Source organism: Streptomyces sp. 2A115, assembly GCF_052245575.1.
GTDB lineage: Bacteria > Actinomycetota > Actinomycetes > Streptomycetales > Streptomycetaceae > Streptomyces.
Map to the genome: position 1 here is coordinate 16,429 of NZ_JBQQCG010000067.1, position 19,592 is coordinate 36,020.

General features: G+C 67.4%; 18 protein-coding genes and 2 pseudogenes. 10 read left to right on the plus strand and 10 right to left on the minus strand.

The window, feature by feature from the left end; all coding sequences use genetic code 11:
• Positions 1-100: 100 nt before the first annotated feature.
• The 3 genes from ACTWQR_RS40125 to ACTWQR_RS40135 form a co-directional block, all read right to left on the minus strand.
• Entirely contained in the window at positions 101-1,618 is a 1,518-nt protein-coding gene (locus ACTWQR_RS40125; protein WP_443232197.1) for a class I adenylate-forming enzyme family protein, read from the minus strand.
• A 429-nt stretch (positions 1,619-2,047) separates the two neighbouring features.
• On the minus strand, positions 2,048-2,356 hold the full coding sequence (locus ACTWQR_RS40130) for a hypothetical protein (RefSeq protein WP_443232198.1): 309 nt from the start codon (positions 2,354-2,356) through the stop codon (positions 2,048-2,050).
• A gap of 95 nt (positions 2,357-2,451) precedes the next feature.
• Positions 2,452-3,261: an alpha/beta fold hydrolase gene (locus tag ACTWQR_RS40135; RefSeq protein WP_443232199.1), complete on the minus strand. Its 810-nt coding sequence runs from the start codon at positions 3,259-3,261 to the stop codon at positions 2,452-2,454.
• 122 nt (positions 3,262-3,383) lie between these two features.
• Here ACTWQR_RS40135 and ACTWQR_RS40140 point away from each other — a divergent pair, with 122 nt between their 5' ends.
• Positions 3,384-4,319, plus strand: coding sequence for an AraC family transcriptional regulator (locus ACTWQR_RS40140; RefSeq protein WP_443232200.1), 936 nt, complete (start codon positions 3,384-3,386; stop codon positions 4,317-4,319).
• A 23-nt stretch (positions 4,320-4,342) separates the two neighbouring features.
• A pseudogene (locus tag ACTWQR_RS40145) lies at positions 4,343-4,564 on the plus strand (hypothetical protein); the annotation flags it as partial.
• Between the two features lie 101 nt (positions 4,565-4,665).
• On the opposite strand, the pseudogene ACTWQR_RS40150 reads toward ACTWQR_RS40145, so the two are convergent.
• From ACTWQR_RS40150 to ACTWQR_RS40160, 3 genes and pseudogenes are all read right to left on the minus strand, one after another.
• Positions 4,666-5,337 (minus strand): annotated as a pseudogene (locus ACTWQR_RS40150) (AMP-binding protein); the annotation flags it as partial.
• A 49-nt stretch (positions 5,338-5,386) separates the two neighbouring features.
• Positions 5,387-6,244 carry an SDR family NAD(P)-dependent oxidoreductase gene (locus ACTWQR_RS40155; RefSeq protein WP_443232201.1) on the minus strand — a complete coding sequence of 286 codons (858 nt, stop codon included), beginning with the start codon at positions 6,242-6,244 and terminating at the stop codon, positions 5,387-5,389.
• A complete protein-coding gene (locus ACTWQR_RS40160) occupies positions 6,237-7,079 on the minus strand; it encodes an alpha/beta fold hydrolase (RefSeq protein ID WP_443232202.1) in 843 nt (280 codons plus the stop codon). The genes ACTWQR_RS40155 and ACTWQR_RS40160 overlap by 8 nt, the downstream gene beginning before the upstream one ends.
• A 390-nt stretch (positions 7,080-7,469) precedes the next feature.
• On the opposite strand from ACTWQR_RS40160, the gene ACTWQR_RS40165 reads away from it, so the two are divergent.
• Positions 7,470-7,880, plus strand: a complete 411-nt coding sequence (locus ACTWQR_RS40165; RefSeq protein WP_443232203.1) for a nitronate monooxygenase — start codon at positions 7,470-7,472, stop codon at positions 7,878-7,880.
• A gap of 23 nt (positions 7,881-7,903) precedes the next feature.
• A complete protein-coding gene (locus ACTWQR_RS40170; RefSeq protein ID WP_443232204.1) occupies positions 7,904-8,797 on the plus strand; it encodes an alpha/beta hydrolase in 894 nt (297 codons plus the stop codon).
• 430 nt (positions 8,798-9,227) lie between these two features.
• Here the strand turns inward: ACTWQR_RS40170 and ACTWQR_RS40175 are convergent, their stop codons facing one another.
• From ACTWQR_RS40175 to ACTWQR_RS40185, 3 genes are all read right to left on the minus strand, one after another.
• Positions 9,228-10,058, minus strand: a complete 831-nt coding sequence (locus ACTWQR_RS40175; RefSeq protein ID WP_443232205.1) for an enoyl-CoA hydratase/isomerase family protein — start codon at positions 10,056-10,058, stop codon at positions 9,228-9,230.
• Positions 10,059-10,179: 121 nt separating this feature from the next.
• Positions 10,180-10,986: a strictosidine synthase gene (locus ACTWQR_RS40180; protein ID WP_443232206.1), complete on the minus strand. Its 807-nt coding sequence runs from the start codon at positions 10,984-10,986 to the stop codon at positions 10,180-10,182.
• Between the two features lie 58 nt (positions 10,987-11,044).
• On the minus strand, positions 11,045-11,911 hold the full coding sequence (locus tag ACTWQR_RS40185) for an alpha/beta fold hydrolase (RefSeq protein WP_443232207.1): 867 nt from the start codon (positions 11,909-11,911) through the stop codon (positions 11,045-11,047).
• Between the two features lie 297 nt (positions 11,912-12,208).
• Here ACTWQR_RS40185 and ACTWQR_RS40190 point away from each other — a divergent pair, with 297 nt between their 5' ends.
• Positions 12,209-12,610: a hypothetical protein gene (locus tag ACTWQR_RS40190; protein ID WP_443232208.1), complete on the plus strand. Its 402-nt coding sequence runs from the start codon at positions 12,209-12,211 to the stop codon at positions 12,608-12,610.
• A 255-nt stretch (positions 12,611-12,865) separates the two neighbouring features.
• Here the strand turns inward: ACTWQR_RS40190 and ACTWQR_RS40195 are convergent, their stop codons facing one another.
• Positions 12,866-14,725: a PA domain-containing protein gene (locus ACTWQR_RS40195; protein WP_443232209.1), complete on the minus strand. Its 1,860-nt coding sequence runs from the start codon at positions 14,723-14,725 to the stop codon at positions 12,866-12,868.
• 295 nt (positions 14,726-15,020) lie between these two features.
• Between ACTWQR_RS40195 and ACTWQR_RS40200 the strand changes: the two genes are divergently transcribed.
• The 5 genes from ACTWQR_RS40200 to ACTWQR_RS40220 all read left to right on the plus strand — a co-directional run bounded on the left by ACTWQR_RS40200 (position 15,021) and on the right by ACTWQR_RS40220 (position 19,513).
• Positions 15,021-15,383: a metal-sensitive transcriptional regulator gene (locus tag ACTWQR_RS40200; protein WP_443232210.1), complete on the plus strand. Its 363-nt coding sequence runs from the start codon at positions 15,021-15,023 to the stop codon at positions 15,381-15,383.
• Between the two features lie 508 nt (positions 15,384-15,891).
• The gene (locus ACTWQR_RS40205) at positions 15,892-16,047 is read left to right on the plus strand and encodes a hypothetical protein (protein ID WP_443232211.1); all 156 of its coding nucleotides are present in this window, start codon (positions 15,892-15,894) and stop codon (positions 16,045-16,047) included.
• Between the two features lie 87 nt (positions 16,048-16,134).
• Positions 16,135-16,614 (plus strand): alpha/beta fold hydrolase, encoded by a 480-nt coding sequence (locus ACTWQR_RS40210; protein ID WP_443232212.1) that lies wholly within the window; start codon positions 16,135-16,137, stop codon positions 16,612-16,614.
• Positions 16,578-17,093 (plus strand): alpha/beta fold hydrolase, encoded by a 516-nt coding sequence (locus ACTWQR_RS40215; RefSeq protein ID WP_443232213.1) that lies wholly within the window; start codon positions 16,578-16,580, stop codon positions 17,091-17,093. Before ACTWQR_RS40210 ends, ACTWQR_RS40215 begins: the two co-directional genes overlap by 37 nt.
• Before the next feature lie 884 nt (positions 17,094-17,977).
• The gene (locus ACTWQR_RS40220; protein WP_443232214.1) at positions 17,978-19,513 is read left to right on the plus strand and encodes a DHA2 family efflux MFS transporter permease subunit; all 1,536 of its coding nucleotides are present in this window, start codon (positions 17,978-17,980) and stop codon (positions 19,511-19,513) included.
• The last annotated feature ends 79 nt before the right edge of the window (positions 19,514-19,592 follow it).

Here is a 19,592-nt window from a genome sequence, read left to right on the forward strand (position 1 = left end):
GAGTCCCGGTACCCGAGAGCCGTACGTCGGCCGGTGCCAGATGCTCCCGGGCAGAGGCCCGGCCGCTCCCACGGCCACACTGGGCGGGTGGCCGAGTGTGTCAGCGCCAGGGTTCGCCCCAGTCGACACCTTCGCGCAACTCTCGCTTGAGCAGCTTCCCGCCGGCGTTGCGTGGCAGCGGTTCACGACGGACCGAGACGTACTGCGGCACCTTGTAGTCGGCGATCCGCTCGGCCACCCCGCTGATCACTGCCGCGACATCGAAGTCGTCACCGGCTGGGACTATCACCGCGCCGACCTTCTCGCCCATCACCTCGTCCGGCACTCCGATCACGGCGGCATCGAGTACGCCGGGGGTTTCGATGAGCGCCGCCTCGACCTCGACGCTGGAGACGTTCTCCCCTCCGCGGTTGATCAGGTCCTTGACCCGGTCCACGATGCGCAATCGTCCGGCTGGGTCGACCGTGACCACGTCCCCGGTACGAAACCAGCCGTCGACAAGCGCGGGAGTGACCGCGTCCCAGTAGCCCGTGAGCACATTCGGGCCACGGACCAGCAGTTCGCCGTGGTCCGGTCCGTCGATCTGGTCCAGCGCGAGGTCGACGACCGGCACCGGGAATCCGATCGAGTCGGCGTGCTCGGCGGCGTCGTGGTCGGGCAGTACGCTGATCAGCGAGGCGGTCTCGGTCATTCCGAAGCCGTTGAAAACCCGCGCCGAGGTGAACGTCTGCCGCAGGGCCTTCACCAGGCCGACCGCGATGGGTGCACCGCCGTATCCGATCAGCGTCACACCGCTCACGTCGGTGGGGTGCTCGGCGAGCCGTCGCAGCAGCAGGTTATAGACGGCGGGTACCGTCACCACGAAGGAGATCCGCTCCTCTGCCAGGGTCGCCAGCGCCTTGTCCAGGTTCAGCTCCGGGAGGATCACCGACGTCCCTCCCAGGTAGGCGGCCGTGAGTAGCTGGGAGTTGCAGCCTGTCACGTGGAACAGGGGGACCGAGATCAGCGTGCGCAGCCCGGCCCCGCCTTCGATGCCAAGTGTCCGCGTCATCGTCTCGGCGTTGCTGAGGAAGGCCCGGTGGGTCGTCGGCACTCCCTTGGGGTGGCCGGTCGTTCCGGATGTGTAGAAGATCGCGGCCACATCGTCGGTGGTCGCCCCGCCCTGCGCGAACGGTTCCCCATCGGGCAGGGCGGTGCCGAAGCCGAGCACGACGTGGGCGCCCGAGTCGGCGACGACGTAAGCGACCTCCTGCTCGGAGAACCGGGTGTTGATCGCCACCGGAATGGCGCCGGCCAGGATCGAGCCCCAGAATCCCAGGACCCATTCCACTCCGGCGGGCTGGCGCAGGGCGACCCGGTCTCCCGGCTTCACGCCTGCGGCGACCAGCCCACCGGCCACCCGAGAGGCACGCTCCAGCAGCGTCACATGGTCCAGCCGTGGTCCGTCGACTTCGACCACGGCCTCTACCCGCGGGGTGCGCGCAGCATGGGAGGTGATCACGTCCACCAAGGTCGCCGGCAGATCGTCGTACGTCCGCAGGCCGCTATCGTCCCGGTGGGTACCCTCAAGCCCGAACGGATTCTCGGCGGTCCTGTGCAGTTCTCGGATCGGGCTCATCAGACCGACCTTTCTGACAGATGGCGGAACAGGTAGTGAACCACCACGGTGGCGATCTGCGCCTCGCTGTCCCTCTGCATCCGGAGGGTGAGCAGGACGTCGTCGTGGATGTGAGTGTGGTGCCAGTTCGGGAGCAGTTGTTCGCGGGTGCCTGGTGGCGGCCGGTCGATGCGGCAGGTCGCGTCGTGCGCTGGATGAACTGGTCGGCGGGTTCCGCACCGACGAGCGTGGTGACAGTGGCGATGCGTTGGTCTGCGGCGGGAAGATGTCGGCATCGAAACGGCCCATTGCCCAGGGTGGGAGTCGCCGTCGACGAGCCGGCGGAGGTAATTCCAGGTCCGTCGTGGCGCCGCTGTGGCCGATGACCGACCCGCCTGGGGCGACAGCGCCGCGGTTGAAGTACTCCCGGACGATGAGCCGACATGTCGGTCATCGCTTCGTCGCCGCTGAGGAGGATGCCCGGGGCGTGGTCCTTGACGTCCCCTGCTCGTTGATCGCGATGACTCGCCGGATGTCGCGGCCGGGGCCGAGGTCGGTGGGGTCGACGATCGGGTCCACCCCAACGGCCTCGAGCGACGTCAGCCGGGCGAACGCATCGTCGACGCGGGCCTGCCGGCCCCACGGCTCGGGAGAGTTACGCTCGATCTCCTCGCCGCGAATGAAGACGTGCCCGTGCATCAGCGTCACGCCCAGTGCGTCGGCCTTCACCGGGCCAGGCACGGTCTTGATCGCCACCATCCCTGTTTCCTCCGGGGCCCGAACCGGCGTTTGTGCAGACGTGATGGTTCAGTTCCCGACCTGGTGTCCGACGAAGGGGACGGTGCCCCAATGGATCAGCTCAGAGAGACACTTGATTCAGCGAAGTGTCGCGCGAGGTGTTCGGCTACGACGGAGGTCTGCTCCACGGCGACCGAGTGGCCGGCGCCCTCGACGGTCACCTCGGTGCCGCCGGTGGCGGCGGCGATGTTCACACCCGAAATCGGCTGAGGGTAGGCGTGGTCCTCGCTGCCGGCGATGGCCAGTACAGGCACCTGGCAGCCGGCGAGCTCCTCGACGATGCGGGAGCGGTGGATGACACCGTAGGCGCTGTCGCCGATCGTGGGCCCCAGTCGCGCCATGAACTCTCGCCAGGATGCGCACAGTTCGGACCGCGTCGCGAGGCTGGTGTCACCGAACATGATGTGCATCAGCGTGTCGACGACCTGCTCCGCTCCGTGGTCGGTCAAGTGGTCGGCCAGTGGAGCGAACTGGGCCAGTTGGTGTTCCTCCTCCGCCGACGCGCCGAGCGTGGTGACCGACAGCAGGAGGTCAGGACGGCGCGCGGCCAGCCGGAGGGCGATGAACCCGCCCAGCGAATTGCCCACGAAGTGGCACTTTCCCAGTCCGAGGTGCTCGATCAACGCCGCGGCGTCCTCGGTGAGGGTGTCCATGTCCAGTTCCCCGCGTGCGGCGGGGGCGCTGCCGCCCTGGTTGCGGTGGTCGTAGGCGATGACCCGGAAACCCTCATGCGTGAACCGGGCCAGGTGGTCGTCGAACATACTGTGGTCGAAGAACAGAGAGTGACTGAATACGATCGGGGTACCTTCACGGGGGCCCTCGTCGACGTAGGCGAGTGTCGTGCCGTTCACGGCGGCGCTGCGCATGAGACCTCCTGGTGTGCGGCGCGGATCGCTACACTGCCCTGACCGTAGGCGCGTGCTTGGTGTTTGTTCCCCCTGATTCGCGCACCGCACGCACGGAAACGCGCACCCCGGGCGGAGCTGTCATGTCGCTTGCCGAAACATATTTCGTGGAGAAGACGGACACCGCCGTGCTGTCGGCGGGCGAGCCTGCGGACTTCTGGGCCGAGCACGTCTGCCGCAACCATGGGACCCTGACCTTCCGCTTCGCCGCTCCGGCCACGTTCCGGGGTGGCACGATCCTGCAGCGCCACGGCGGGCACCAGCTGATCGACTTCTGGTCCGACGGCATCGTCTACGCGCGGTCACACAAGGACGTGCGCAGCGATGGCGACGAGAGTGTGCGGCTGCTCGTGCCGGCTGCCGGCACGCTGCACCTGAGCCAGGACGGAGTCAGCAGGCGGATCAGGCCAGGACAGGCCGGGTTGGTGACGAAGGCCCGTCCGTTCGATCTCGCGCACAGTGGGCGGGCGCGGGCGTGGGTGATGAACCTGCCCGCCGGCGCTCTCCCTCAGGACGAGGGCACCGACTGCGTGCTGCTCGATTTCGGACAAGGCCTGGGGTCTGTGGTCGGCAACATGATCGCCCAACTCGGGGCGCAGCGCCGGGCGGTGGACGCGACCGTGTTCACCTCGGTGTACGACACCATCATCGAGTTGCTCGCACTGTGCCTGCGTCCTCGGCCCGAGCTGCCGGACACCCTGGCAGCCGTGGACGCCGCCGTCCGTGACTACGTCCGCCGGCACGCCGCCGACCCCGAACTGGACCCGGCCGCGATCGCGCGGGCCCTTGGCTGGTCGCTTCGACAAGTCCAGCTCGCCCTCCAGCGCAGCGGCACGTCGCCGGCCGGGCTGCTGCGCGCAACGCGGCTCGACATGGCGCGCCGACTGCTCCGTGAGGCTCCCGCCGACCGAACGATCGTTGACATCGCACACGCAAGCGGCTTCCGCTCGTTGAGTGCCTTCGGAGCATCTTTCAAGGCACGGTTCGGGGTGACCCCGCAGGACGCCCGAGGGCGATGAGCAGAGGGCGGCGTGAGCAGTGCCTCGCCAACGACCTGTTCTACTACGCCGTGCAGCTGGGGCCGCAGAGCCCGCCGCTGGACACCCATGTGCCTTTCGCGTTGAGCCAGAAGAGGCCGGACGGACCCGCGTACTTCCTCTTCGCGGACCGTGATACGGGTCCGGCCGGCCTGGTGCAGGTGCTGGAGGAGTGCGGCGCGCTGCTGGTCGCCATGGTGCGTACGACGCCGCCCCGGGTCCGGGCTTCTTCGGCTTCCGACGCGGCTTGGTCATCGCAACAACCCCGAGGGTGAGGTGTTGCAACCACCTCTGGAACCCAAGTCGCTCCGGGTGGAGCGCAGAACGTCGCCCTAGCCACCCACAGGTAGACGTCGGGTGTCGCGGGGTCCGACTCGAAGAGCTGGACCCCGGCTCGGGCGATGTCGTACACGTTCCGGTGTCTGAGTTCTGCACCCTTGGGCTGTCCGGTGGTCCCGGACGTGTAGAGGACGACCGCAGTGTCGTCGTCGGCGCGCTCGACCGTCTCGAACGTCTCTGGCTGCCCGGCGACAGCGGCAGCATTAGATCTGGTCCGGGGTGACGCCGTCCACAGATGCGCCGCTGCCGATGAGGACGAAGTGCGCGGCCCGATCGGCGACCTGAAGGGCCGACATGCCTCGCGTCCGATCGGGAGCTCTGGACTGCCTTCGAAGGCGAAGTACGCCGTTGCGTCGGAGTCGTTGAGGTGGTGGGCGGTCTCACGCGCCTTGAGGAGGACGTTCAACGGCACGACTACCGCGCCGGCCTTGAGGATCCCGAAGTAGATCGTCGTGAACTGTGGGATGTTCGTGCAGGACAGGGCGACCTTCTCGCCAGGGCGAACGCCGCGCTCGATCAGCAGGTTCGCCACCCGGTTCGACGCCGCGTCGAGCTCCGCGTAGGAGATCCGATCGCCACCGAAGACGATCGCCGTGCGCGCCGGGTATCCTGACGCGGTGCGGGTCAGTGGGCCGGACACGTTCGGGGGCGAACTCGTCATCAGTGGCCCCTGGTCTGTGCGTAGTCGGGGCACCGCGTTGTCCCTGGCATCAGGTGGTCAGGAAGTCCTCGCCCTCACGCGCGTCGAGGCGTCCGAGGATGCTCTGGACGGTGCGATCCCGCGCCAGGCCGGAGTCCATCCCGGGTGCGATGATGCCGCGGACCTTCGAGACCACGGTCCATCTGCGCGGACGAAACAGCTGCACATCGCGGCGACACAGGCCCTCGACGATGGCTTGCGCCGCTTGCTCGGGGCTGATGCGCTTGCGCAGGAACCTCGGTTGGGTGTCGAGCAGCGCCTGGGCTACTGGATCCTCGTCGAGACCCTGCCGGGTCATGTCTGTGTTGATCACCGCGAAGTACGCAGTCGTGACGCTGACGCCATGAGCGGCGAGCTCGACCCGCAGTCCACGGCCAAGCTGCTCGACCGCTGCCTTGCTCATCGCGTACGGGATGGCGCCGGCCCCGTTGACGAACGCGAACACCGACGAGATCAGTACGAGCCGACCACGGTTCTCGATGAGGCCCGGAAGCGCAGCACGGACCGTGTTGAGCGCACCCCCGACGTTCACGTCGAAGAGTCGGTCGACCACCGAAGTCGAAGACGCCCGGAGGGTCACGCCCCGCCCGAGTACACCTGCGTTCGCGATCACGATGTCCAGGCGGCCGGCGTCCCTGACGACGGTCTCGACCGCTCGGGTCATGTCGCCGAGGTCGGTCACATCGCCGACCAGGTAGGTGACCCGCTCGTCGATCGCCTCGTCCTCAGCCGGGCGGTGCAGATCGATCACGAAGACCCGAGCACCAGCGGCGGTCAGGGACCGCACGGTCGCAGCGCCCAGGCCCCGGCCGCCGCCGGTGACGAGGGCGACTTTTCCGTTTATCGAGCAGTCGGACCTGTCAGTCATCGAGGAACTCCAGAACCTGGGGGACGAACTCCCGGTGGTGCTGGAACACGCCGCCGTGCCCGGAGTTCGGATAGATCTTCAGCCGGGCGTTCGGGATCCGGCGGACCATGTCGGCCGAGTTGCTGCTCGCGACCATGAGGTCGTGATCACCGTTGGCGACGAAGACCGGCTGGGTGAGCACCGACAGGTCGTCGGGTTCGTGCAATCCGGCCGCGCGGATGGCCTTCAGCTGCGCGCGTCGAGCCTGCAGAGAGATTTTTTCGTCGCGATTCTGAGTGCGCTCTTTGAGTCGGGTGAGGTAGTCCTTCGCGGCCCGCTTGCCCTCGGCGTCGCGCGGGAAGAACAGGAACGTCCTGGCGTCTTTCAGGGTGAGCGCGGACTTGACGTACGCCCTGACGGCGACCTTGTTGATCTCCTTGATGCCGCCGCCTCCGCGAGGACCGGTCCCGGCCAGAATGATCCGGCGCACGAGCTCGGGTGCCTGCAGGGCCACCATCTGTGCGACTCCGCCGCCGAGCGAGAACCCGAGGAGATCGACCTTCTCGAGTCCCATCGCACGGATGAAGGCGACGGCGTCGCGGCCCATCTCCTCGACGTCGGGCGGCACGGATCCTCCGGACGCGCCGACCCCGCGGTTGTCGAACGTGATCACGCGGTGTCGGCGAGCTATGCCGTCGATGATCCTCGGGTCCCAGTCGTCAAGGACAGCCATCAGGTGGTGCAGGAACACCACCGGAACACCACCGGTCGGACCGAGTTCGCGGTACGCGAACGGCACCCCGCCCACGTCGATCGTGCGGGTGGGTACGTCGATCCACTTCATGCTCTTTGTCATCTTCATCTGACCTCACCGGATACGGCGCGAGGACCGCGGCCCCGGACAGTTATATTACGATTGGTCTTCTTACGAACGTAAGATATACACACCGGAATGGGGTGGCGGCAAGGGCTCTGCACCCGTGAGTGGGAGTTGCACCGAAGGCTCCGGTCCGACCAGCCGTCGCGAGGACGTCTCGATCTTGCGCTCTCTTCGTTCGTCAGTTCGCTGGCGCGGCGCGCGGTGATACTCGCCCGAGTCGCGACCGGGCAGACGAACTCACCCGGCGCGAGTCGACACGATCTCGAGCGGACCCATGCATGAGACGCCGACGGTACGTGCACCTGGCACTCCGCGTTTGGCATGCTCACTGAGCCGAAGCCCAGTACTTGTCACCGGTGAAGCCGGATGAGCTGGCCGACAGGGCGGGGCGAGGCGGCCTCGTTGGCACCAACCAGGCATTCGGCTTGTCACAGATGCTCATTCGGCGGCCCTTCTGTCACCAGTACCGAGGGTCGAGAGTCCGTCCGGCTGCCCGGCTTGGTCGCCGCCGTCCACCACGCCGTCGCCCTGCCCGTCATCGCCGCGGGCGGAATTGCCACCGCCGCCGACGTGACGGCCGTGCTGCGCGCTGGCGCGGTGGCTGCCATGGTCGGCACCGCTCTGCTGCGCACCCAGGGGAGCGGAACCGACCGGGGCCTGGACGAACAGGCGGGGCGCTACGGCTGGAGCGTCCATCCCCCCTTCGGCAGTCGGCTCGTGGTTGCCCCTTGCGTGATCAGCGACGAGCCTCCATCATCAGGAATCCTGATAATTTAAGTCTGTAGCGATGGGGTCCAGTCATGTCATTCAGGCCCAGAATCCAGGCCAGAGGGGTTCAGCTGCTGCTCGGCCGAATGATGAGCCGCGTGCACAAGGATCTGCGGTTCACCGACATCCCGAAGCGCACGGAATCCATCCAGGTGGAGACCGGCTCCGGCCCGGTGACGTGCACCGTCTACCGCCCGTCGGCCGCTGCCGCAGCCCCTGCCCCTGTGTACGTCAACTTCCACGGCGGCGGGTTCGTGATCACCCGCCCCCAGCAGGACGACCACATCTGCCGCTACATAGCCGCCACGGCCGGCTGCGTGGTGATCAACGTGGACTACGCTGTCGCCCCGCAGCGGCCGTACCCCGTACCTGTCACCCAGGCGTACGACGTCACCGCCTGGGTGGCCGAGAACGGCACCGCCAACAACTGGGACGGTTCGCGAATCGCCGTGGGCGGACACAGCGCTGGGGCCAACCTGACCGCCGCGGTCTGCCGCACCGCTCGGGACCGCGGCACCTTCACGCCCCGCCTCCAGATCATCGACTCGGCACCGCTCGACCTGCTCGCCGACCCGGCCACCAAGCAGTCACCCATCGTCAAGCCCCTGCTTACCCCTCAGCTCATGCGGGTCTTTACCGCCGCCTACGTCCCTGATCCCGCCGACCTCGTCCATCCGCTGGTGTCGCCCGGACTGGCCGACGACCTCGCCGGGCTGCCGCCCGCCTTGGTCATCACCGCGGAGAACGACCGCCTGCGCGACGAGGGCGATGCGTACGCCAAGGCCCTGGAAGCTGCCGGAGTTCCGGTCACCCACCGTTGCTTCGAGGGTGTCGACCACTACTTCACCCACACCGGCCCGGTACCGGCCGGGAAGGAAGCCATCGAACTGATGGCCACCAGCCTGCGCACGGCACTCACCGCCTGACCGCTTACAGGGGCCGACAGTCCTTGTGACAACACGCTGCCTTGGTGACACCTATCGTGCTTCGGCTCACTCACCCCGGTGGAGTACGAACTTCGCACCCACCAATAGCCTGAAACCAGGCAACTCGACTCCGGTCAACTCGGGACAGTCCGAGATCTCTACCGAACCTCGGCGGTTCAGTTCTTCATGATCCGCGAGTCGGGGTCGGTGAGGCTGCCATTGGACAGGGTGGCGGTGATATGAGTCTCGCGCGGCTGGGCCAGACCGTCGCGGCTGTCGGGCCATGGGCTCAGGGGTGCCAGGCGTTGAGGAGTTCGGCCCGGTCGGTGTCGGTGAACTCGGTCAGGCCGTGCTCGGTGAGCACTTCGTCGAGCCTCATCCGGTGCAGTTCGTCCAGCGACCGCCAAGGCACTTCCGCCGTGCAGGGGTGTCAGAGTTGCTGGTTGGCGATGCCGATGTACTGCCCGAGGCGGTACTCGAAGTCGATGCCGGCCTGCTCGACGACGGCCTGCGTGCCGGCGGCGCGGGCGAGGAAGCCGGGGAGGGTGAGGGAGTGGGCGAACTCACCGTAGGCGGCGACCAGATCCGCGTCCGGAGGCAGGGACGCCCGGTTGATCTGGGCTTTGGCCGAGGCAAGTGAGGTGCGGTCGAAGGACGCCAGCCGGCCGACGATCGTGTCGACGAAAGCGTCGAGTTCGCTGTCGGGGAGAGCACGGGTGATCCAGCCCCAGCGTTCGGCGATGTCGGCGTCGTAGTCGTCGCTGGTGAGGATGGCTTCGAGGGCGCGGTCGCGTCCGATGGCGCGTGGGAGGCGTTCAGTGCCGCCACCGCCGGGCAGCAGTCCGCTGCCGACCTCCGGCTGCCCGAAGATCGCTTTCTCCTGGCTGGCGTACCGCAGATCGAGAGCGAGGGCGAGTTCGTTACCGCCGCCGCGGGTGCGTCCGCGGATGGCCGCGATGGTGATGTAGGGCGCTTTGGAAAGCGTTAGGACCAGACTCGTCCATGCCGGCACTGCGTTCTCGTCCTCGGGGGCGGGGAAGTCGGCGGCGGCGGCCAGGTCGAAGTGGTTGTAGAAGAAGTCAGGGGTGACGCTGTCGAACACCACGACCTGGATGTCCGGGTCGGTGGCCAGTTCCTCGACGATCTGGATGAGACGCAGGACGGTTTCGCCCACGATGAGGTTGACGGGCGGGTTGGAGAATGTGATCTTCGCGACCTGGGGTGAGGTGCGCTCGTAGTGGATGGTGCTTTGCTCGCTCATGGTCTGGCTCCGGATGTGTGTGAGGGGTATTGGTTGGCGACGGGGCGTGGAGTGGGGTGGGGGGCCTGGGGTGGTTGGGTTGTCGGGCAGGTCTGGCGGTCTTGCGTCCGGCCGTTGCTGTTCACTCTTGGTGGTGGGGGAGGATGTTGCCGTTTTTGACGTAGGTGAGGGTGGCGGTGACGTCGTAGGCGTGGATCGCGGAGACCAGTGGTGTGAGTTGGTTGGACAGGTCGTGGATTGTGTTGCTGGTGAAGAAGGTGTCTCGTGCTTTGGTGTCGGTGAAGCCGAGGATGAGGGAGGCGTGGAAGTGCTGGTCGTGGGGGTTGTCGTGGGCGACGTTCGGGGTGTCCCAGAGTTTTTCGATCCAGGGCAGGAATGTCTGGGTGCGTAGTTCTTTCAGTGCTCCGGTGCCGGCGAGTGCGGGGGCGAGTTGTTTCTTGATGAGCTTGCGGAGGTCGCCTGCGGCGGCTTCGTCTCTGCGGCGGAGGTAGACCAGGGCGCGGGCGCCGACCTTCTCGTCCGGGCCTGCGACGTGGTACCAGCGGGATGAGTTGGGCGGGCCGGCGTAGAGCAGGGTGCGGTGGAACACGTTGATTTCGTCTTGGTGGGCCAGATTCGTCTGTTTGCGTCCCTGTGTGGGTGCGAGTGCTGATCGGAAGGTGACTTCCGCGATGCCGTCGATCTTGCGGTCGGTGGGGATAGAGGTCTGCACTCCGGTGGTGGTCGGCCATCGGCCGGGGTTGTGCTCGGCGAGGTGGATCTGGCGGTATTCCTCCAGGCCGGGGGTGGCGGAGATGATTCCTGAGTGGGGGCCTTTCCAGTAGTCCATGCCGGTCTGGCGGGGCTGGTCGGTGCGCATCCACAACAGGATCGAGGAGGTGAAGTGCTTGTGCATGTCCAGTTGCGGGGCGGCCGATGGCATGTTCATGGTGTTGCCCTTCTCTTCCTGGTCAGGCGGTGGTTATCGGGTCCTGGTCAGGCGGTGGTTATCGGGCGAGGAACTCGAGTGCGGCCGGGGCGAACTGCTGGTGGTACTGGAAGATGCCGCCGTGGCCGGAGTCGGGGTAGATGATCAGCTCGCTGTTGTTGATGCGTCGGTGCAGGTCTTCGGAGAGGTTTGAGGGGACCATGCGGTCGTTGTCGCCGTTGGCGATCAGGGTGGGGTGGGTGATCTTCGACAGGTCGTCGGGGGTGGAGAGTCCCCATTTCTTGATTGCTTTGAGCTGGGTCTGGAATGCTTTGATCTTGATCTTCGCGTCGCGGTCGGTGGTGCGTTCCTGGAGTCGGTTGACGAAGGCGCGCGCGGCGGTTTTGCCGGTGGTGTTGCGGTTGAAGAACAGGAATTCCTTGGGGTCTGAGCGGGTGAGGGTGGCGCGCAGGGTGTCCAGGTATGTGGTGGCGATGACCTTTTCGATGTCCTTGCCGCCCTTGGGGCCGGTGCCGGTGAGGACGAGTTTGCGGACGAGTTCGGGGTGTTTGACGACCAGGGCCTGGGCGACGAAGCCGCCGAGGGAGAAGGAGAAGATGTCGGTCTTGTTGAAGCCGAGTGCGGAGATGAAGGCGTAGGCGTCGTCGGCCATGGCTTCGACGTTGTCGGGGACCTGGCCGGTGGAGGCTCCGATGCCGCGGTTGTCGAAGGTGATGACGTGACGGTGCTTGGCGATGGGGTCGATGATGCGTGGGTCCCAGTTGTCCAGGGTTGCGGCGAGGTGGACGAAGAAGATGACGGGGATGTCGCCCTTGGGGCCCAGCTCGCGGTAGGCGTAGGTGACACCGTTGGTGGTGATGGTGCGGGTCGGGGCCTTGGCGTAGGAGGTGATGAGGGGTTCGTTCGGGGTGGTGTTGGTGTTCATGGTGGCTTTTCCTTGTGTGTTTGGTGCCGGTGCGGTGTGGGTCGTCCGTCGTGGTCGTGGCGGGGTCAGTAGTTGCCGGTGATGACATGCTTTGCCGCGGACGCCACCATGGGACAGGGAGTGTGCGCTCGCCCTTCCGAGCCCGGCACGCGACGGTCACGAGCGCCATCACCGGGAGGGCACTCATTGACTTACGGTCGTAATGTTATCGGAGTGACCGAGAGGCCGCAAGAGAGATCCGAGGTGAGTGGGCTCGTGTGGCGGCCTACCGGTCGAACACGGGGCACGCCGTCAGCCGTGAACGTCACCGCGAAGAGCGGGGCGCAGCGCGTAGGGCGGCGAGCGCGCCGCGCCGACGATGACGAACACTTGACGATCACCCGGAAGACCATCACTGCTCTCGCGGACCGCCTCCCGGCCCACACCGCCGCGCCCGACCTGCCCGAGCACCCGGACTACCCCCGCATCCTCGCCGTCTTCAACGGCGCCACCAACCTCCTCCGGGCCCGTGATGTCTGCGAAGCCCTCGACCGCGAACTGCTGCCGAAGAACATCGAGGGCACCCGCGCCAAGCTGAAACACCTCGTCAGACTCGACGTCCTCACCGAGGCCGACGCCGGCAGCTTCTCCAGGGGGGCAGTAGTCGCCCGAAACCCGCGACCAGCGCCCTGTCTCAACGTCACCGACAAACGGACATAACGCGCGAACAGCCCACCGAGTGGGCGGAGAAGACGGCCCTGGGCGGACTGCGGCTGATGGGCGAGGACGGGATCCTGCCCGAGCTGGCCCGGCAGCTGATGGAGGCGGCGCTGGGGGTCGAGATGGACCTGCACCTGGCCGGGTCACCGGGTCGAGCCCAGGGTCTTTGGGGCAGGCGAGGTGGGCGCGCCTTCGCCGGGCGGGGCCCCGTTGTGGCTCTGGTGCTGTGTGGGACCCCGCCGGACTCAGATCAACTCAGTGCCCTGTGTACTCGAAGATGTAGAGCCCGAAGTCACGGTCGGAGGCCGCGACGTACTCCTTCCCGAATGAGTTGAAGGTCTGGACGCCCCAGAAGTTGTTGCCGCCCTCGTCGATGAAGCGGCCGACCTCCACCAGCTTGTCGTTCTTGATCTTCGTGACCCGGAATCCGCCCGCGTAGTAGGCGAAGTACGCCAGGTCGGGCCGGACGCCGGAGGTCGCCACCTCATGGACCGACAGGTCGCCGGAGCCGGAGGCGTACGCGGGGTCCTGGCTCTCCGGAATGGCGTAGGTGTCCAGCTCGGTCATCTTCCCGCCCTTGTTGCGGTAGAGGTGCGCGTAGCCCCAGCCGTCGAAGTAGGAGGAGAAGGTGAGCCGGTCGCCCTTGGTGCCGATGTCCACCGGCAGGGTGGCGGGGTCGGTACCGGCGAGGCAGTCCTCGTTGCTGTAGGGCTGGTCGAAGGCAGCGAAGCCCTGGCCGCGGGGGGCGACGCCGAATGTCGGCAGGGTGCCCTCGACGGTCATGCCGCTCTGTGCGTCGCAGGCGTCCGAGCCGGTGCGGTTGAACACGAGTACGGCGTCGTAGCCGCCCGCCGCCTCGATGTTGGCGGCCTTCTCGGTGAACGTGCAGACACCGCGCTCCACGACGGCGATGTCCACGGCGGCCGGGTCGCCCGCGGGCACGGCGGGGCTGTCGTCGCAGCCCAGGCCGACGTACACGGTGTCGCCGGTGATGGCCTTGCCCGCCTCCAGCGGGATGCCCTGGCCGGCGGTGACGGCGGTATTGTCATCGAGGTTGCGGGCCTTCAGTGCGTACGGGCCGAAGTCCTCGTCGGCGCCGATGACATACCGGTCACCGAGAGTGAACTCGGCTTGGTGGCCGTTGCCTTCCGGCGCCACGTCACGCCCGTTCGCCGTGCCCTCGGGATCGGGGTCGGTGAAGTCGGTGTCGCCGATGTACTTGAGGTTCTTCGGGTCGGTCGCGTCCAGGGCGACGTAGCCCGCGTCCCAGTAGGAGGCGAGCAGAACCTGGCGGCCGCGGATGTTCTTGACGACCATGTCGTGCAGGAAGACCTCGGTCAGGTTGTCCGGAGCTGCCTGGAGGATTTGCGGGAATGTCTCGTCGAGGTCGTACTCGGCGATGAGTTGCGGCTTCGTCGGATCCGTGATGTCCATGATGTCGACGTCCGTGCCCTCTTCGTTGTCGACGATCACGGCGTACGCCTTGCGGCCCGCGTCCCACGCGAACACGCTGTGGATCTGGCGGGCGGTCTCCGTCGTCTCGCCGCCCAGAGTGAAGTCGCCGACGCCCTCGGCCAGTGCCTTCGGCTTGGTGGGGTTGCTGACGTCGTAGATGTTCATGCCGCCGGAGCCGGTCTCGCCGCAGATCTCGTTGTTGCTGACGAGCACGTCACCGTTGAAGGTCGGGGTGGAGAGGTGCACCGTCTGGATGCCCTCGCCGGGAGCGCTGCCCGCCGGGGCCGGGATGAAGCCGACTTCCTTGGGCTTGCTGGGCTTTCGGATGTCGACGACGTGCACGCCGGTGTTGTCGCAGCCGACGCCGCCCCAGGAGGCGAGATAGGCGTAGCCCTTGTAGACGCCGACGTCGGCGATCTTTCCCTCGACGACGTTGCTCAGCTTGAGTTTGCTGACCAGCCGGACGTTCTTCTGAGTGGCCGGCAGATGTCCTTCGCTGCCGCCGTGTTGGTCGTGGCCGTGTGTGGCCGCCGCGTTGTCGATGGCGCCGTCGGTTGCCGAGACGCCGTCGTGTGCCTGTGCGGAACCGGCGAGGGCGGTCGTGGCGAGGAGCATCGCCGCGAGCACGCCCACGCCGGTCTGTCTGTGGGTCTTGCGCATGCTTGACCTCCACTCGTGCGGCCGGGGTGACCGGCCCAAAACGAGGTGATGCCGGCCACCAACTGACCGGCATTGCGAAGGTACTTAGTAGGGTGATCAACCGTAAGGTCTTTAACACGATTGTATTTTGCGGGACTTGGGCTGAGCTTGGTACGCGTGGGAGTCGCCGATCGGGTGATGGGCGGCAGGTCTCTTGCGGGCCGGCAAGATCTCCTGCGGGCCGGCATGACGAACGCCGAGACGCAGTCCGCATTCGCCTCCTGTCCCAAGCCGTCGGGGAATACTGTTGGAGCGTATGGACCAGCTGGATCAGGCTGAGGCCGAGCAGGCGTCGCCGGGGTATCGCGACGGCAAGGACGCAGTCCTCGAGCGTCTCCACCGTATCGAGGGTCAAGTCCGAGGCTTGCGGCGCCTGGCGGAGGACGACCAGTACCGTATCGACGTCCTCACTCAGGTCGCGGCCACCACCAAGGCCCTCCAGGCGGTGGCGATGCGACTGCTGGAAGATCACCTCGGGCACTGTTTCCAACACGCCGTTGCCGCCGGGCGAGACGAGGCACAGGACAAGGTCGCGGAGGCTACGCGGCGCCATCGCCCGACTGCTGCGCACCTGAGATTTGCCCTTCGCCTGGGTGGGCTGTGGGCCGTCTCGGTGTGAAAGCACAGCAGAGACGGTGCGCGGAGAAGCTGTAGAGCCGGGCAAGGTCCGCGGACTGACCGCCGCGCTCAGGAACGCGCACGCATCCGCAGCGAGAAGGCTCCCGTCGGCGTGGGCGCCAAGTGGTGACCGGCGTGAACAGGCAAGTGGCGGACCGTCCCGGTCAGCAGCAGGGGTGACTTGAGGTGGCGGGGGCGTGGGAAAGGGGGAGTGCGCCGGTCTCGTGCCTCCGAGTCACGGTGATCCCTGAACCGGAGGGCGCGTGCGCCTCCTGGTCGGCACCACCCTCGGGGCCGCCCCGTCGATGCGCCGAACTCCGGGCGGCGGAACGACTCTCCGGCCTGGTCGGGCAGATGGCGATACTCCTCACTCGGCCGACCGGGCGTACCCCTTGGTGGGATGCCGCGGAAAGCAGTCGACGGTCGGGAACCGACCCGCGGGGCGCGACTGTCCGTTAACCTGTTTAGTAGGTCTGTTGATGGGGGCGGGCCGCCACGGCTGCATCGGCGTGAGCACCGCTGACGTCAAGTGGTTCTACGACCAGGTCCACTTCGGCGACCCGGTCAACCGTCGTCAAGTCGTCGACACCGTGGCCATCAACAACGGCTACGACGACTGGAACGTCGACTGGGCCACCTGGCAGAAGGGCAGCGCCCTGAAGTAACCACACAAGCCGCGCTCACGGGCGTCGGAGGTCACGTCCCCAGTTCGCCTTCGCCCGTGCGCGCACCCTCCGGCAAGAGAGATGACGATGTCTGCCCTCCTGCTCCTGCGCGCCGTGCCGTACGTGAACGACTACGCCCGGCCCGCCTCTCCTGGCTGGCGGGACACGGACTGGGCGGCCCGGGAAAGGGACTTCTCCCTGCACGGCCGCCGCGTCCGCTACGTCGACCACGGATCGGGTGGGGACACATTCGTCCTCGTCCACGGCATGGGCGGGCGCTGGCAGTACTGGCTGGAGAACGTCCCCGACCTCGCCCGCAGGGGCCGTGTGATCGCCCTCGACCTGCCGGGCTTCGGCCGTTCCCAGTCACCGAGGTCGGGTTACTCGCTTGACGGCTTCGCCGATGCCGCGGCCGCGCTGTGCCGTGAACTGGAGCTGAAGCGCGTGGTGTTCGTGGGGCACTCGCTCGGCGGGCCCATCGCCATCCGCTTCGCCGTGCGGCACCGGAACTCGTGCGGGCGATCGTCTCTGTGGCGGGCGCCATCGACTTGTTCAGCGATGTACTGAGCGTCCGTCGTCTGCCGAAGGCCGTCTGGACGTCACCCCTCACGGTGCCCTCCACTCTCTTCGAGGTCCTCACCGCGGGCCTCCCCGCGCCCGCCCCGCTGAGCCGCCGCATCGCGGACAGGCCATGGCTGCGGTGGCTCGTCCTCTGGCCCTACCTGAGGTATCCCGATCGGGTCCTGCCCGACACGGCGGCCCTGCTGACCGACGGCGCGGGTGCTCGCGGTGTCCTGCCCACGGCCGGGGCCGTGGCGGGTGCGGACGCGTTCGAGGGGATCGAGAAGGTACGGTGCCCGATCCTCGTGGTGAACGCGGACCGTGATCCGATCTCGCCCCTCTCACGGCTGGACGGCTTCGCCCGTGCCACCGCCCCGCTGGAGACCGTCGTCATCGAACGCACCGGTCACATGCCGATGCTGGAGCGCCCGGACGCGTTCAACGCGGAGGTGGGGCGTTTCCTGGACACTCTCGGGGACTGCTGAGTCAACGATCCCGAGCAGCGGGTTCAACATCGAGGTGCCCGGCCTTATCGAGCTGTGCGCCTTAGCAACGTGGCATGAACGTGCCCTACTTGAAGGACCGCAGCCGCGGGCTGTTGGTGACGACGAAGGCCGACCTGCTAGTGCCCTTAGTATGTTTCGGGACCGGAAGGTATTCAGGAGTTCCGGTGGGTTTCCGTGCCACGGTCCGGCCGACGGCTGATTCCGGTGGTCAGTTGCGCCGGTGGGAGCGAGCCGCGCGGCGCAACCAGGGGCACAGCGGACAGGATTGTCGTTGACGGTTCGTACCGGGCCGCGGTGGCAGCCGTCCGTCCCGTGCCGTGTGTCTGCTCGATGCCGGTACGTCGGGCAGGTCTTCGTGAGACTTCGCCCGGAACCCTGCCGGCCGGCGAGCCCGCTCACTGCCCTGGGGTTCCGGGAGCCCTTGAACGTCGCGTACCGGAACCAGCGGTCTTCGGCGTGCAGCCCGATGCTGCCCCGCTCGATGCCGTCGGAGACGGGCGAGCGCCGTCCGGTGTCCTTGTCACAGCTGTCCTTGTCGCAGCGCCAAGGCGTCCAGCTCTCGGAGCCGGTGAACCTCGTGCCCGACGGCGGCACTGAAGGGCATCGTCGGCGCCTCGGTCCGACGTCCTCAACTCCGGTACGCCCGCCGCCCCGCGCGGGATTCTTAACACTCTCCTGCACCCGGCTTTGGCTGCTGCTGCCGGTCGTCTCCCTAGGGTCGTTGACGCGAACGCGCCTTCGCCGCGTACGAGTTGCTCGCCTTGTTCCCCCTCGGAGTGCCAGAGATGGTCGATCACGCCACTGCCCACGCAGCCCCTCCCGGATCCCCTCGGAAGTCCCGCGTACGCCCGAACAAATGGTGGATGCTCGCAGCCGTGTCGGTGGCGACGTTCATGCTGCTGCTCGACGTCACGGTCGTGAACGTGGCACTGCCGGACATCCAGCAGTCGCTGGACTCCAACTTCTTCGACCTCCAGTGGGTCATCGACGCCTATGCCCTCACCCTCGCCGTCTTCCTGCTCGCCGCCGGCACCCTCGCCGACCAGCTCGGCCGCAGGCGCGTCTTCGTTGTCGGTCTTGCCGTATTCACCATCGCGTCGCTGTTGTGCGGCCTTGCCACCAGCCCCTTGACACTGAATCTCGCGCGAGGTGTGGAGGGGATCGGTGGTGCGGTGATGTACGCCGTCGCGCCCGCGCTGATCGCCAACGACTTCCACGGCAAGCAGCGCGCCGTCGCCTTCGGCATCTCCGGCGGGGTCACCGGTCTGGCAGTCGCCATCGGGCCGCTGCTGGGAGGAGCGCTCACCGCGGTCAGCTGGCGGTGGATCTTCCTGCTGAACGTGCCGATCGGCATCCTCGTCGCCATCGTCATGCTTACTCGGGTCGCCGAGTCCCGGGACCCGGTGCGCCGGCGCACCGACTGGCCCGGTCTCGCCGTCTTCTCCATCGCGCTCACCATGCTCGTCTTCGCGCTCATCCGGGGTGAGGCGCAGGGGTGGACCGATCCGCTCATCCTGGGGCTGTTCGCCGGTGCGGGTGTGCTGCTGCCCGTCTTCGTGCTGATTGAGCGGAAGCGGCGCGACCCGATGCTCGACCTCGGTCTGTTCCGCATCCGGTCCTTCAACGGCCTCGCGATCGCGACCGTCGCGGCCAACGCGGCGCTGATGACGGCGATCCTGTTCCAGGTGCTGTACATGCAGTACGTCCTGGGCTTCTCCGCGTACGGCACCGGATTGCGCTATCTCCCGCTCACCCTCGCCGTGTTCGTCGCCGCAGCCGTATCGGGCACCATGGCCGACCGCATCCCCGCCAGGCTGCTCGTCGGCATCGGCTGCGTTGCCCTCGGCCTGGGCATGCTGGCCGCCGACAGCGTCACGGCCGGCTCGCCCTGGACCGATCTCCTTCCGGGCATGCTGCTCGCGGGCTTCGGGATGGGCGTCTTCAACCCCGTACGGGCGGCTGCAGCCGTCGCGCTGGTGCCGGTGTCGAAGGCGGGGATGTCCTCCGGCATGAGCGAGACCTTCCAGCAGGGCGGCGTCGCCCTCGGCATCGCGGCGCTCGGTTCGGTGGCGCACAGCAGGATGACGGAGGACTTTTCGGCCGCCGTGACCGCCTCCGGTCAGTTCTCCGGCGACACCGCGGACCGGCTCGCGGAGATGGTGTCCGCGGGTCGGCTGACCGAGGTGGCGGGGACGGTACCTGCCGAGCAGCGCGCGCTGGTGGCCGCGACGGCCAACGACGCGTTCGTCGCGGGCCTCGACCTCGTCATGCGCGTCGGCGGCATCGTCGCGATCGTGGGCGGAGTGCTCGGCTTCGCCCTCATGCGGCAGCGCGACTTCCCCAAGGAACCCCCGGCGCCGGACCCCGACCAGCCCGCCGTACAAGCGCCCGCGCACTGAGCCGGAGCCCGCCGACCGGACCGGCGTACGGCACGCGCGCCGAAGCCGGAACACACAAGGCTGAGCGGGCGGAGCGCCC

Excerpts from the sequence above, each read along its gene's own strand:
- ACTWQR_RS40125 (WP_443232197.1), bottom strand. The coding sequence starts at position 1,618 with ATGAGCCCGATCCGAGAACTGCACAGGACCGCCGAGAATCCGTTCGGG.
- ACTWQR_RS40130 (WP_443232198.1), bottom strand. The coding sequence starts at position 2,356 with ATGGTGGCGATCAAGACCGTGCCTGGCCCGGTGAAGGCCGACGCACTG.
- ACTWQR_RS40135 (WP_443232199.1), bottom strand. The coding sequence starts at position 3,261 with ATGCGCAGCGCCGCCGTGAACGGCACGACACTCGCCTACGTCGACGAG.
- ACTWQR_RS40140 (WP_443232200.1), top strand. The coding sequence starts at position 3,384 with ATGTCGCTTGCCGAAACATATTTCGTGGAGAAGACGGACACCGCCGTG.
- ACTWQR_RS40155 (WP_443232201.1), bottom strand. The coding sequence starts at position 6,244 with ATGACTGACAGGTCCGACTGCTCGATAAACGGAAAAGTCGCCCTCGTC.
- ACTWQR_RS40160 (WP_443232202.1), bottom strand. The coding sequence starts at position 7,079 with ATGACAAAGAGCATGAAGTGGATCGACGTACCCACCCGCACGATCGAC.
- ACTWQR_RS40165 (WP_443232203.1), top strand. The coding sequence starts at position 7,470 with ATGAGCTGGCCGACAGGGCGGGGCGAGGCGGCCTCGTTGGCACCAACC.
- ACTWQR_RS40170 (WP_443232204.1), top strand. The coding sequence starts at position 7,904 with ATGTCATTCAGGCCCAGAATCCAGGCCAGAGGGGTTCAGCTGCTGCTC.
- ACTWQR_RS40175 (WP_443232205.1), bottom strand. The coding sequence starts at position 10,058 with ATGAGCGAGCAAAGCACCATCCACTACGAGCGCACCTCACCCCAGGTC.
- ACTWQR_RS40180 (WP_443232206.1), bottom strand. The coding sequence starts at position 10,986 with ATGAACATGCCATCGGCCGCCCCGCAACTGGACATGCACAAGCACTTC.
- ACTWQR_RS40185 (WP_443232207.1), bottom strand. The coding sequence starts at position 11,911 with ATGAACACCAACACCACCCCGAACGAACCCCTCATCACCTCCTACGCC.
- ACTWQR_RS40195 (WP_443232209.1), bottom strand. The coding sequence starts at position 14,725 with ATGCGCAAGACCCACAGACAGACCGGCGTGGGCGTGCTCGCGGCGATG.
- ACTWQR_RS40200 (WP_443232210.1), top strand. The coding sequence starts at position 15,021 with ATGGACCAGCTGGATCAGGCTGAGGCCGAGCAGGCGTCGCCGGGGTAT.
- ACTWQR_RS40210 (WP_443232212.1), top strand. The coding sequence starts at position 16,135 with ATGTCTGCCCTCCTGCTCCTGCGCGCCGTGCCGTACGTGAACGACTAC.
- ACTWQR_RS40220 (WP_443232214.1), top strand. The coding sequence starts at position 17,978 with ATGCTCGCAGCCGTGTCGGTGGCGACGTTCATGCTGCTGCTCGACGTC.